This window comes from Brucella tritici (genome assembly GCF_008932285.1).
In the GTDB taxonomy this organism is placed as follows: domain Bacteria; phylum Pseudomonadota; class Alphaproteobacteria; order Rhizobiales; family Rhizobiaceae; genus Brucella; species Brucella tritici.
The window spans coordinates 1,004,624-1,016,856 of sequence record NZ_WBVY01000001.1 but is presented as its reverse complement, the minus strand read 5'-3'; the positions used below and the strand labels follow the sequence as shown (position 1 = coordinate 1,016,856).

The window sequence follows — 12,233 nt, the reverse complement described above, 5'->3', positions numbered from 1 at the left end:
CATGAACAACATTGCGGCTGTACCGTTTGTACACGTCGCCCTGCGTTTTGAGAAAACACCATTTTCTGATCGTGATATTCCCGATTGCCGATGGTTGCTATTCGATGCTGAGCTTATAGCCGATGCCGCGCACGGTCTGGAGCCAGACCGGATTGGCCGGGTCTTGCTCGATCTTGCGGCGAAGGCGATTGATCTGGACGTCAATCGTGCGCTCGCCAACATCGCCGTCCTGACCGGTCAGCTCGTGGCGGGGGATCGTTTCACCGGCACGCTCGGCGAAGATCGCCATGATGTCCTGCTCGCGATCCGTCAGCTTGATCGTTTCCGTACCCTTCTTCAGCTCGCGGCGCGGGATGAAGAAAGTATAGGGACCGAACACGATCTGCTCGATCTTCGGCTGTGCGGGCGGTGCGCCGCGCCGCAGGATATTGTTGATGCGCAGCGTCAGCTCGCGGGGATCGAACGGCTTGGGCAGATAATCGTCCGCACCGGCAGCCAGACCATCGATGCGGCTGTCGGTTTCCGACAATGCCGTCAGCATCAGGATGGGGACGTTCTTCTGCTCGCGCAGCGACCTCGTCAGCGAAACGCCGGTTTCACCCGGCATCATGACATCAAGGATCAACAGATCGAAATCGATGCCTTCGAGCTTGCGGCGCGCTTCGGCAGCGCTTCCAGCCATGGTGACACGGAATCCGCTATTGGTCAGATATTGTGAGAGAAGGCTGCGGATACGCGTATCGTCGTCAACGACGAGGAGATGCGGCGCGTCGTCCGAGAGCGTCTTTTCTTCTTCTACAGCCATGGCGTCTTTCGATCCCATTCCGATAATTTTACTTCAGCATTCCAGCCTATGCCCGATGCTTTGGTGCACATATTATCGACTGGAATGCGGCACGTCCATTCACTGCCTGCGTGGACCTGCTTTTATACAAGCACTCATCGTCTGATCCAAAAGTCGCCATGCCTTGGCTCGCAAATGGCGGTTTTCTGCGCTTCCGGTGCTCATGTATTAAGTAGATTGCACTCCGGTTCTCGCAAACCACCATTTTCGCCACGGCCTGACGTCTTTTTTTATTCAGACACTTTCTGCTACCTTGCGTAACACTTGTCTCAAACCTGCCGGGTCGCAGGGTCGTCGGCGGAAAACTCATCGATCTGGGCGCGCCGCTCGGGATTGACCATATTATAGAGGAAGTGCTCGATGACTTCGCGGTCCTGCGGTGCGCAGTCCTCCAGCGCGCGTGCGATGCGTCGCGATTGCGGAAGGGCGAGCGCAAGTGTGAGCTGGCGGCCGCTCTTGGTCGGATAAAGCTTGCGGTGGCGGCGGTCGTGCAGGCCGGTGGCCTGAACAACATGGCCGGTATCGATCAACTGTTTAAGCACGCGCGACAGGCTCTGCTTGGTGATCCGCAAAACTTCCAGCAGCTCCGCGACCGTCATGCCCGGCTTGCGGTTGATGAAGTAGAGGACGCGGTGATGCGCCCGCCCGAATCCGATCTTTTCCAGAATAAGATCAGGGTCGGCGGTGAAGTCGCGATAAGAAAAAAACAGAAGTTCGATCACGTTGAGGTCGGCCGCCTCCTCAGCCGTCAACGGATTGCTTATATAATTCATATCGTTCGTCGAATTCACATCGGTGCTCCATTCTGTTGCGTTAAATATGTCAGCATTATTGACATAATTCAATCGCCCAGATAATTTTCGATAAGCGTGAGCTGGCTTTTTTGGAATAATGTTCGCGCTGACGCATGCAAGGAGGAGGGATAATTGCGCTGACTGGCTTTCCGCCACCATCTCAAGAGTTTGGTGATGGGGATGGTTGCCGCAATATTCGATCCCTGTGGAGGATTTATTTTCTTTCCATGCATGCTCCGCTTGGGATTCGCGCAATATGTTTGCGCGACCTCAAAGCATTTTGAACAAAAAGGCCAGCAATTATGCAGAGGAAGGTGGTCGTCTCACCAGTTATATCGATTTAGTTGGGGAAGACGGGCTGCGGGCTGCAGTGCTGAAGCGCATGCCGAAAAGTGCAAGGCGGTTTTCGGGATGCGCGTCGAAACGAATAGACAGAGCATTTCCAACGTTTCATCCTGAAAAGGAAATGCTCGATGAAATACTTAGGAGCAAGAAAATGGCTGCGATTCCATTTGATCAACGGGACGGATATATCTGGCTGGACGGCGAATTCGTCGACTGGAAAGATGCAAAAATTCATGTGCTGACCCATGGCCTGCATTATGCGAGCGCCGTGTTTGAAGGCGAGCGCGCCTATGGCGGCGAGATCTTCAAGCTCAATGAGCACACCGAACGCCTGCATGAATCTGCGCGTATTCTCGGTTTCGAGATTCCTTTCAGCGTTGCAGAAATCAACGATGCCTGCCGCGAACTCCTGACGAAGCAGGGCTTTGAAGATGCCTATGTGCGTCCGATTGCCTGGCGCGGTTCGGAATCGCTGGGCGTTTCGGCGCAAAACAATCGCATTCATCTTGCCATCGCCATCTGGCAGTGGCCGAGCTATTTCTCGCCCGAAGAAAAGATGAAGGGTATCCGGCTCGATATTGCTGAATATTGCCGCCCGGACCCGCGCACCGCGCCGTCGCGTTCCAAGGCTGCCGGTCTTTATATGATCTGCACGATCTCCAAACATGCCGCTGAAGCCAAGGGCTATGCCGATGCATTGATGCTCGACTGGCGCGGACAGGTTGCCGAAGCAACGGGTGCAAACGTCTTCTTTGTGAAGGACGGAGCGCTGCATACGCCGAAGCCTGACTGTTTCCTTGACGGCATTACCCGCCGCACGATCATTGATCTTGCCAAGCGTCGCGGTATTGAAGTTATCGAGCGGGCAATCATGCCGGAAGAACTTGACGGTTTCTCCGAATGCTTCCTGTGCGGAACAGCAGCGGAAGTGACGCCGGTTTCCGAGATCGGTCAATACCGTTTCAAGCCTTCCGAGATTACGAATCTTCTAATGAATGACTATTCTGCAGAAGTTCAGCCAAAGCGGGCGGCAGCGGAATAACTGGGTTTTAAACAGAAAAAGAGCGGTCTTCGGACCGCTTTTTTGTTATCCCGTCGCTTATTGTTTGACATTGGAAAGTTTAGGCACAAGATTTTTTTGCCGGAGTCGCGCTATTCCGGTTTAAAACTCAGATGGGGTGACGATTATGGAATCTCTACTACCTATCATTCTCCAGCTCGTCGCTGGCGCAGTTGGTGGCAACATCGCAGGCGCAGTGAAGAATATCAGCCTTGGCACTACGGGTAACACGGTGGCAGGTGGCATCGGTGGTGTCATCCTCGGGCAGCTCCTCCCGATGTTGTCGGGCGGTGGCCTCGATTCCGTTCTCAACGGTGTTGTCGGCCAGCTGGCAGGTGGCGGCGTTGGTGGTATCGTGCTCACGGCCGTTGTCGGCCTGATCAAGAACGCGATGGCCGCCAAGGCCTGATGCATCGGAGCACATCCCGAAACGTGTGAAACGGTTTTCGGATAAGATGTGCGTAAAAATAAACAGTTGAAACGCGCCGATCTGCTTCAATCAGATCGAAATGCGCTCTGGAGACTGTATGGTTGTGGGGACAACCGGCATGACGAACTGTCGGGGCGTAGCCCGAAAGCCGTAAAACGGTTTTCGGAGAGAGTGCCTCGGACATCCTGGAGAGGGAAAACGGGCGGCGTTCAGCCGCCCGTTTCTATTTAAAGCTTCACCTGACGGGCACAGGACACTATCTCTGTGTGAGAAGCGCCTTCCGGGCCGTTATTTATTCGAGTGGAGTAAAGCCAATGGGGCAATTGCAGGCCATCATCGTTCCCGTCACGCCTTTCCAGCAGAATTGCACCATTCTGTTCGATAGTGAGACCAAGAAGGGGGTGGTGATCGATCCGGGCGGTGATCTTGACCGCATCCGGGAGGCGATCAAATCCCAGGGGATTGAGGTTGAGGCCATCTGGATCACGCATGGCCATATCGACCATGCCGCGGCAGCCCTTGATCTCAAGGAAGCCCTGAATGTGGACATTATCGGCCCACACAGGGATGACAAGTTTCTGCTCGATAATCTGGAAACGACGGGCCTGAAATACGGCCTCACCGAGGGCGTGCGCAATGTTACGCCGGATCGCTGGCTGGACGAAGGTGACAAGGTTTCCGTCGCCGGACACGAGTTCGACGTCTTCCACACGCCGGGCCATGCGCCGGGTCACGTCGTGTTTTTCAATCCTGAAGCGCGGTTCGCGATTGTCGGTGACGTGCTTTTCAACGGCTCGGTCGGGCGTACCGATCTGCCGGGCGGTGATCACGCGGCGCTGATTCGCTCCATCAAGGAAAAGCTGCTGCCACTCGGTGACGATATCGGCTTCATTTGCGGGCATGGTCCCGGCAGCCGGTTCGGCGATGAGCGGCGTACCAATCCGTTTCTGAACGACATTGGATATGCATAAATAAAAAAGCCGCCGTTAAAGGCGGCTTTTTCTATTAAAGCGCGTTTCGATCTGACTGGATCAGATCGGCGCCCTAATCCATTGTTTTGACGCGCATCTTGTTCCGAAAACCGTTTCACCCTTTTCGGGATGCGCTCTAAACTCTGGCTTTAATTTGCAGAGCAGAAGTGATCGCGTCCGTCATAACCGCGATAGGTGCCGGTATTCGGATTGAACGACCGGTAGCGATCGGAGCAATACTGATACCAGCCGCGGCTCCATGGCTCATAGCTTGAGCGATAATAAGTCGCCTGACGAGCGGGGGCTGCCGGGTAATAGGCCGGTGGCGGCGGAGGCGGTGCATAGACCGGGGCAGGCTGCACATAGGTTGGCTGCGGCTGGCTCAGCGCACTGCCGATGAGAGCGCCTGCTGCAAGACCGATCACGCCTGCGGCGACGGCGTCGCCATGGCCGCGATGCCGGTCGCGGTAGTAGGGACGATCCCAGCCACCACGATCCCAACCATGACGGCCCCAGGAATCTGCCGATGCTGTTGCAAGCGGTGCGGCAACTGCCGCGAGGGATGCCGCTGCCAGAATGGCTGTTTTCGCAAATCGGTTCATTGTTCGCTCCTTCAGAAGCTCGACTGTAATTTCTCCGATACGCTTGCCGAACGGGCGCGCACGTATCGTTTATGAATAACTAATTAACTGTTTCGACATGAATGGAGGCTGAACAATGGTGAAGGGCGATGGAAACCTGTCCGTTTCCGGTCAATTACATGCAGCATCTGTAATATTTCGCGCCTGAAGGATGATCCGTTCAGGGTTGCCTGCCGGCAATAAAAAACCCCGGCGAAAGCCGGGGCAAATGGTAGGTTCTTTTATGAACGATCAGCCGGTAACGGTGATGTTCACGGCCTTCGGGCCTTTGCCGCGACGATCCGGTTCCGTCTCGTAGGAAACCTTCTGATTGTCTGCGAGGCCAGTGAGGCCAGAAGCCTGTACAGCAGAGATATGTACGAAGATGTCAGCGCCACCGTCGTCCGGCTTGATAAAACCGAAGCCTTTTTCGGTATTGAAGAATTTGACCTGTCCGGTCTGTGCCATGGGATCCGTTCCTTTTCCTTGGCGCCACCGCTCTTGTGGAGACAGTGGTATTACAAATTCTGCCAAGCGCACCACACACCCGGCAGAGGGTTATGCAGGCAGTTCTCGACATTGGGAAGGAACCGATCATTGCCGAAGGGGAGCCTTCGACCCGGAACTTATAGCGGCCCCGGCACGCCGTTCTTCAGTCTTCCATTTGTTCGCTAAGTGCCCGAACAGGTGGAGACTGATCTATGAAGCGGTATTTGGCAAGCAAATTCTTTGGGGAGCATATGATTGGTTATCTTTGAACCGGTATCGTCAGAATTTTTTACGATTGTTTCAAGAAAATCATGGACTCAATCCCAAAATAGAACAGGCTAACCCTAATATATCGCGAATTTAAACGGATATGTCCTGGTATTCTCATCGATTGCGCGAAACTATGCATGCGCCACCGGCGGCGCGCAGCTTTGCACAAATGCTGTCGGCTTCCTCGCGGCTGTCGGCGCCGATGCGCACCGCGTAGATGCCTCGCCGCCCCATCGGGGTCCGTATTCGGCTGATGACGGGATCGTGCCCTGCCAGCACGGTGCCGAACTGCTTGCGCAGGCGCGCCCATTGATTGACGGCTGCACTGCGGCGGAAATTGCCCGCGACCTGAATGCCCCAGGGCTTGGGTTTCACGCGCGACATCGGAATCGTGGCACTGCGGATGATCGGCAGACGCTTGCAGGCCTCATCGAATGCGAGCTTCGGATCGAGCGGACGGTTCACGATCTCCTTGCCTGCCGCGAAGTCGTCGGCGGGCGCGCCGGTTATATCCAGCACGTAATTTTCAGTTTCGAGCGGCAGAAAGCCGCCGGACCGCATCCAGCTTGAAACGCGCCCGGCCCCTGCATTATAGGCGGCGGCTGCAAGGCCCCAATTGCCGAATGCACCTTTCAGATCACGCAGGAAGCTCGCGGATGCGGGAATGGCCTGCTCTATGTCGAAGGGATCGGCAAGGCCGCGCTCCTTCGCCGTATAAGGCATGAATTGCGCAATGCCCTCGGCGCCGACAGGACTGACCGCGTTATGGTCGAAACGACTTTCCTTCCAGATCAGCCGGGCGAAGAAATCACGCGGGATGCCATGGGCGTCGGCATTGGCACCGATGAGCTGGCAGATGCGACCGACGGTCGGTGTCTTCTTCTCCGGTGGCAGGGGCGGCGCATAGATGGGCGGGTTCGGTTCACTGGCTGCATAGGACGAGGCAACGCCGAAAGGCAGGCTGAATAGCTGCGAAGCCAGAATAACCGCTATGCTGTGCCGGTACCGATTCATGCCGCCTGTTCCGCCCCTCAACTTCGGCCAAGGTAACCTATATGGGCGGCTTGTCGATATGGTCCGCAAGGTTTTGCACTTATGTAAAAAGACTTGCTCTTATCGCAGGTTGCGCCATCTTAACCTTCGGGACAAAGGGAGAGGAAAATGCAATTTCATCAATTGAGACAATTGGCTGTGCTTGCGGGCGCGCTGCTTCTCGCCGGTTGCGTGGCTGAAGGTGGCGGAATGGATCATCGTCCACCGATGCGTCCAGGGCCGTCGCAACCGCAAATCTGCCCGATGAATTATGCGCCGGTCTGCGCCACGCGCGGTTCTTCGCGCAAGACATTCGGCAATTCATGCCAGGCGAGAGCAGAAGGCTATCGCATCATCGCAAACGGCCAGTGCTCATCAAGGCCGGGTCCGGGTTGGGGCGGCGCAGGTGGAATGCATCCGCCGCATCAGGGCAACAGGCCAGGCAGGCCGGGCATGGGCGCCTGCACGCGGGAATATATGCCCGTTTGCGCAAGACGCGGTAACGAGCGGCGCACATTCCCCAACCGTTGCGAAGCCGACCGTGCAGGCTATCGCATCATGAATGGCGGACAGTGCCGGTAAAAAATATTCTAATGGTAATGTAAACTTTCATTGGAGGAATAGATTAGACATCTCGCATGAAGGCGGTCGTGTAAACTTGCAAAAGGCGAGATGTCGCAGAAATATTTGCAGCTGATTTTTCAAAGTACATGATGAATTGTACTGTCAAATGTAGCTGTGATTCTTTGGGGGGCAAAGTGGGAGCAAAATCAATAAAGCATGCTGATAGTGTGCGTAGCGAAAATGATGAGGCTGAGGCGCAGGGCGGTGAAGAGGTGGCACCTGCGGAATTGCGGTTCACCCAAGAGTTGGTTTTCGGCATTGTTGCCCCGATTGGTTCTGGAGCTACGACCGTCGCGAAAATTCTCAAGCAGAAGATCGAAGAGAATTTTGGCTATAAAGCCGATGTTATTAAAATAAGCGAAATTATCAATGAGCGCGCAGAAAGTGTTGGTGAGAGTTTTGTAGCTGCCAAGGCTCTTGATCGTGTTGAGCGCCTTCAAAGTATGGGAAATAAACTTCGCGAAAAGCATTCTAATGACGTTTTAGCTATTCTCAGCATTGACAAAATTAATCGATCTCGCACGAATTCTGAAAATGGCGAAGACCGGCGCTTTTGTACGATTATAGATTCACTAAAGAATCCGGAAGAAGTAGCTATTCTCAGGAAGGTATACGGTGATTTATTTTGGCTCGTCGGAGTCTTTTCTCCAGAGCAAAAAAGGATAGCACGGCTAGAGAAACAAATATCGAGCTCTGCTTATTTAGCTAAAATTAAAGATGCTGACTATGATGAAGGTTCCAATTCGGGTCAATCTGTTCGAAAGACGATGAATTATGCGGATGTTTTCTTTCGGAATGATGACGATAATTTGGATCGAATTGAAGGGTCTGCTGATCGCTTTTTGAACTTGGTGTTTGGTATCGGGGTACAAACTCCAACCCGCGAAGAATATGCTATGCAGGCTGCGTCTGGAGTTTCCTTAAACTCGGCGTGCCTCTCAAGGCAAGTGGGTGCGGTTATTGTTTCAGAAGCAGGAGAAATCATCGGCCAGGGAGCTAATGATGTGCCCAAGTTTGGTGGCGGAGCCTATAGAGTTGACGATGGAAGCGGCGATCATCGCTGCCACAAATGGCAAGCATGCCAGTGCTGGAACGACCATTATAAAGAGAAATTGTTCGATCAAATAGAAACGAAGCTTGCCCCTGATGGGAATAGCCGAATTAAGGACGATTTAAAGAGGACTGACGTTAAGAACCTGATTGAATTTTCCAGAGCGGTTCATGCTGAGATGGAGGCAATCATTTCTGTAGCAAGGCAGGGAAAAGGTGGCATCATTGGTTCCAAACTTTTCACTACAACCTTTCCTTGTCACAGTTGCGCTCGTCATATTGTCGCTTCCGGGATACAGTCTGTAGTCTATATAGAGCCCTATCCTAAAAGCTTGGCTCTTACCTTGCATTCTGACTCTATCACCACTAACCCGCAAGAAAGCGGAAAGGTTTCGTTCTTACAGTATGAGGGAATTTCACCGTCAAGTTTCTCGCGGGTTTACGGATCGAAGCTTGAACGTAAAGAATCAGGTAAGATGAAGAAGAATGCTCCTAAAGAGGCACGTCCTTTAGCGTCACCGCCTTTGGATTCGCTGGTATCACGTGAACAGCTTGTTCTGCTGTCGGTCTTAGAGAAGGAGGGAATGTAGTGGCTCGAAACGAAAGGCAGATGAATTTTTTGCTGCCCATAGGAGGGGCTGCACATTCGGCTAATTCACCGAAGCAGCCTAATCAAAATTCAAAAATGAATGATGAAGCAGCACAAAAGCGGTATGAGCAGATTAAAAAATCTCTACAAAATAAGGGTTTGTTGAAATCCCAGTGAGAGATTGCAACAAACCCTTCGGGCATTGAACTTTAACGCCCCGGACGGCCTGTCTTGCCGGGGCGCCGTTTCTTGCGCGCTGTTTCGGCAGGGTCTTCGTAAGACCCGATACCTGCGCGCTCACGGCGGATCGCCGCATCGTTTCCGCCACTTGGCACTTCAGTCCGCTTGACCGTCATTTCATCAAGCGTGTTCTTGCGGAATAGTGGTTTCGCCATGTCGGTGCCCGGTCCCATATCGTCAAGCGACGGCTTCTGGAACAAAGACGACTTGCCAAGCGGGCGGGTGGTATCGGCGCCCATTTCATCCAGTGCCGGCTTGCGGAAACGTGAATTGCCGGTGGGCTTGCCCTTGTTGCGGCTTGCACCCGCATCGCCCGCCTCGAATTCGCGCGCCAGCGGATCGTCGGCAATAGCCAGTTCCGTCTCGCGCAAGCGCTTGATTTCGTCGCGCAGGCGTGCGGCCTTTTCGAAGTCGAGATCGGCAGCGGCGTCGCGCATCTGCTTTTCCAGATGCTCCAGATGGGCGGCAAGATTGTTGCCCATCATCGCGCCTTCTTCCGCGAAGCCCGAAATATCCGCGCGGACGTGATCGCGCTCGTAAACCGAGCCGAGAATATCCGAGATATTCTTCTTCACCGAAGCTGGCGTGATGCCATGCTCTTCATTATAGGCGACCTGCTTTTCGCGACGGCGGCTGGTTTCATCCATCGCGCGCTGCATTGAGCCGGTAATATTGTCGGCGTAGAGAATGACCTTGCCGTCGACGTTACGCGCTGCACGGCCAATCGTCTGGACCAGTGAGGTTTCCGAACGCAGGAAGCCTTCCTTGTCGGCATCGAGAATGGCGACGAAGCCGCATTCCGGAATGTCGAGACCTTCACGCAGGAGGTTGATGCCAACCAGTACGTCGAAGGCGCCAAGCCGCAGGTCGCGAATGATCTCGATGCGCTCCAGCGTGTCGATGTCGGAGTGCATGTAGCGAACGCGCACGCCCTGTTCATGCAGATATTCCGTCAGGTCTTCGGCCATGCGCTTGGTCAGCACCGTGACCAATGTACGGTAACCCTTCTGCGCGGTTTCGCGAATTTCGCCAAGCACGTCGTCAACCTGCGTCTTGGCAGGGCGAATTTCGACCGGCGGATCGATCAGCCCGGTCGGGCGAATGACCTGTTCTGCGAACACGCCGCCAGCTTCTTCCATTTCCCAGCCGCCCGGTGTTGCCGAAACAGCAATGGTCTGCGGGCGCATGGCGTCCCATTCCTCGAAACGGAGCGGGCGGTTGTCCATGCAGGATGGCAGGCGGAAACCATATTCGGCAAGCGTTGCCTTACGGCGGAAGTCGCCGCGATACATGCCGCCGATCTGCGGAACCGTGACGTGGCTTTCGTCGATGAAAACCAGCGCATTGTCGGGAATATATTCGAACAGCGTCGGCGGCGGCTCGCCGGGGTTACGGCCGGTCAGATAGCGCGAATAGTTTTCAATACCCGCGCAGGAACCGGTTGCTTCCAGCATTTCCAGATCGAAGGTCGTGCGCTGGTCGAGGCGCTGCGCTTCCAGAAGACGACCGGCATTGTTCAGTTCGACAAGGCGATGTCTCAGCTCTTCCTTGATTGACTTGATCGCCTGATTGAGGGTCGGGCGTGGCGTCACATAGTGCGAATTTGCGTAGATCTTCACCGACTTCAGATCGCCGGTCTTCTGGCCCGTCAACGGGTCAAATTCGGTTATGGTCTCGATCTCATCGCCGAAAAGCGAAATGCGCCAGGCGCGATCTTCCAAGTGGGCCGGGAACAATTCGATCGTGTCGCCGCGCACGCGGAACGAGCCGCGCACGAAATTGATATCCTGACGTTTATATTGCTGGGCCACGAGATCGGCGAGGAGCTGGCGCTGGTCAAGCCGATCCCCGATCTTCATTTCGAAGGTCATGGCCGTATAGGTTTCCACCGATCCGATACCGTAAATACACGATACGGAGGCGACGATAATCACATCGTCGCGCTCGAGCAGCGCGCGGGTGGCCGAGTGGCGCATCCGGTCGATCTGTTCGTTGATGGACGATTCCTTCTCGATATAAGTGTCCGAGCGCGGCACATAGGCTTCCGGCTGGTAATAATCGTAGTAGGAAACGAAATATTCGACGGCATTGTTCGGGAAGAAGCTCTTGAACTCGCCGTAAAGCTGCGCGGCCAGGGTCTTGTTGGGCGCGAGGATAAGGGCAGGGCGTTGGGTCCGCTGGATGACCTGCGCCATGGTGAAGGTCTTGCCCGAACCGGTGACGCCGAGCAGGACCTGCGTGCGGTCGTCGTTGTCCAGCCCTTCCAGCAGATCGCGTATAGCTGTCGGCTGGTCGCCGGACGGTTCGAAACTGGTTTCCATCTCGATGGCGATGCCGCCTTCGGATTTTTCCGGGCGGGCCGGGCGGTGAGGCGTCCAGAGTTCGCCATTCTTGAACAGTGGATTGCCGGAAGCAATCAGGTCCGACAGGGCCTGAACCGTTGCCGTTGCGCCGGACGGATTGAGCCCCGCTGCGTCTTCCAGGCTGATGTCGAGGCCAGCAACCGGATTGAGGCCAGCCGCTGCACGTTCCTTGGCGGAAGCAGCGCCACCCATGGACGTGCCGCGCCCGCTACGCGATGCTTCCTTGCTGCGTTCTGGAATCTTCTTGGGTTGTCTTGGGTTTTTCGCGCGGGGCTTCGCAGCCTCGTCGCCGATCTCCTTCGCCCAGTCGGCGATAGAACCGGAAAGGGGCGCGCCGGAAAACTCGGCCTGTGGGGCTTCACCGAAGCCGCCAGCCTTGTCGTGCGAATCCTGGGAGTGTTTGTCTTTTGAGGAAGCCATGCCCTCAATATGGAATTTCAGCGTCCAAATGAAAAGAGTGCGAAGGCGAAATCCTCCATACCCTCTTCCTATCCGGCGATGCTCCTGACAGA

General features: G+C 54.9%; 12 protein-coding genes. 6 read left to right on the top strand and 6 right to left on the bottom strand.

Annotated features, from left to right (window positions below):
• Nucleotides 1–97: 97 nt before the first annotated feature.
• Together F9K94_RS05035 and F9K94_RS05030 are read right to left on the bottom strand one after the other, a co-directional pair.
• Nucleotides 98–805: a response regulator gene (locus F9K94_RS05035; protein ID WP_012091674.1), complete on the bottom strand. Its 708-nt coding sequence runs from the start codon at nt 803–805 to the stop codon at nt 98–100.
• A gap of 308 nt (nt 806–1,113) precedes the next feature.
• Entirely contained in the window at nt 1,114–1,635 is a 522-nt protein-coding gene (locus F9K94_RS05030; RefSeq protein ID WP_151556095.1) for a MarR family winged helix-turn-helix transcriptional regulator, read from the bottom strand.
• Between the two features lie 499 nt (nt 1,636–2,134).
• Here F9K94_RS05030 and F9K94_RS05025 point away from each other — a divergent pair, with 499 nt between their 5' ends.
• The 3 genes from F9K94_RS05025 to F9K94_RS05010 all read left to right on the top strand — a co-directional run bounded on the left by F9K94_RS05025 (nt 2,135) and on the right by F9K94_RS05010 (nt 4,444).
• Entirely contained in the window at nt 2,135–3,025 is an 891-nt protein-coding gene (locus F9K94_RS05025; protein ID WP_061346456.1) for a branched-chain amino acid aminotransferase, read from the top strand.
• A gap of 145 nt (nt 3,026–3,170) precedes the next feature.
• Nucleotides 3,171–3,452, top strand: a complete 282-nt coding sequence (locus tag F9K94_RS05020; RefSeq protein WP_061345928.1) for a hypothetical protein — start codon at nt 3,171–3,173, stop codon at nt 3,450–3,452.
• Nucleotides 3,453–3,787: 335 nt separating this feature from the next.
• Nucleotides 3,788–4,444, top strand: coding sequence for an MBL fold metallo-hydrolase (locus F9K94_RS05010; RefSeq protein ID WP_151643980.1), 657 nt, complete (start codon nt 3,788–3,790; stop codon nt 4,442–4,444).
• A 149-nt stretch (nt 4,445–4,593) separates the two neighbouring features.
• Here the strand turns inward: F9K94_RS05010 and F9K94_RS05005 are convergent, their stop codons facing one another.
• From F9K94_RS05005 to F9K94_RS04995, 3 genes are all read right to left on the bottom strand, one after another.
• Entirely contained in the window at nt 4,594–5,046 is a 453-nt protein-coding gene (locus F9K94_RS05005) for a BA14K family protein (protein WP_151556071.1), read from the bottom strand.
• 270 nt (nt 5,047–5,316) lie between these two features.
• On the bottom strand, nt 5,317–5,532 hold the full coding sequence (locus F9K94_RS05000; protein ID WP_006471910.1) for a cold-shock protein: 216 nt from the start codon (nt 5,530–5,532) through the stop codon (nt 5,317–5,319).
• 405 nt (nt 5,533–5,937) lie between these two features.
• Nucleotides 5,938–6,837: an SPOR domain-containing protein gene (locus tag F9K94_RS04995; protein ID WP_151643978.1), complete on the bottom strand. Its 900-nt coding sequence runs from the start codon at nt 6,835–6,837 to the stop codon at nt 5,938–5,940.
• A gap of 147 nt (nt 6,838–6,984) precedes the next feature.
• On the opposite strand from F9K94_RS04995, the gene F9K94_RS04990 reads away from it, so the two are divergent.
• The 3 genes from F9K94_RS04990 to F9K94_RS24375 all read left to right on the top strand — a co-directional run bounded on the left by F9K94_RS04990 (nt 6,985) and on the right by F9K94_RS24375 (nt 9,295).
• Nucleotides 6,985–7,437, top strand: coding sequence for a Kazal-type serine protease inhibitor domain-containing protein (locus F9K94_RS04990; protein WP_061345932.1), 453 nt, complete (start codon nt 6,985–6,987; stop codon nt 7,435–7,437).
• Nucleotides 7,438–7,613: 176 nt separating this feature from the next.
• Entirely contained in the window at nt 7,614–9,119 is a 1,506-nt protein-coding gene (locus tag F9K94_RS04985; RefSeq protein WP_192799437.1) for an anti-phage dCTP deaminase, read from the top strand.
• Nucleotides 9,119–9,295: a hypothetical protein gene (locus tag F9K94_RS24375; RefSeq protein ID WP_181394263.1), complete on the top strand. Its 177-nt coding sequence runs from the start codon at nt 9,119–9,121 to the stop codon at nt 9,293–9,295. The genes F9K94_RS04985 and F9K94_RS24375 overlap by 1 nt, the downstream gene beginning before the upstream one ends.
• A gap of 32 nt (nt 9,296–9,327) precedes the next feature.
• Here the strand turns inward: F9K94_RS24375 and uvrB are convergent, their stop codons facing one another.
• Nucleotides 9,328–12,141, bottom strand: coding sequence for an excinuclease ABC subunit UvrB (uvrB, locus tag F9K94_RS04980; protein WP_151643974.1), 2,814 nt, complete (start codon nt 12,139–12,141; stop codon nt 9,328–9,330).
• Between the last annotated feature and the right edge of the window lie 92 nt (nt 12,142–12,233).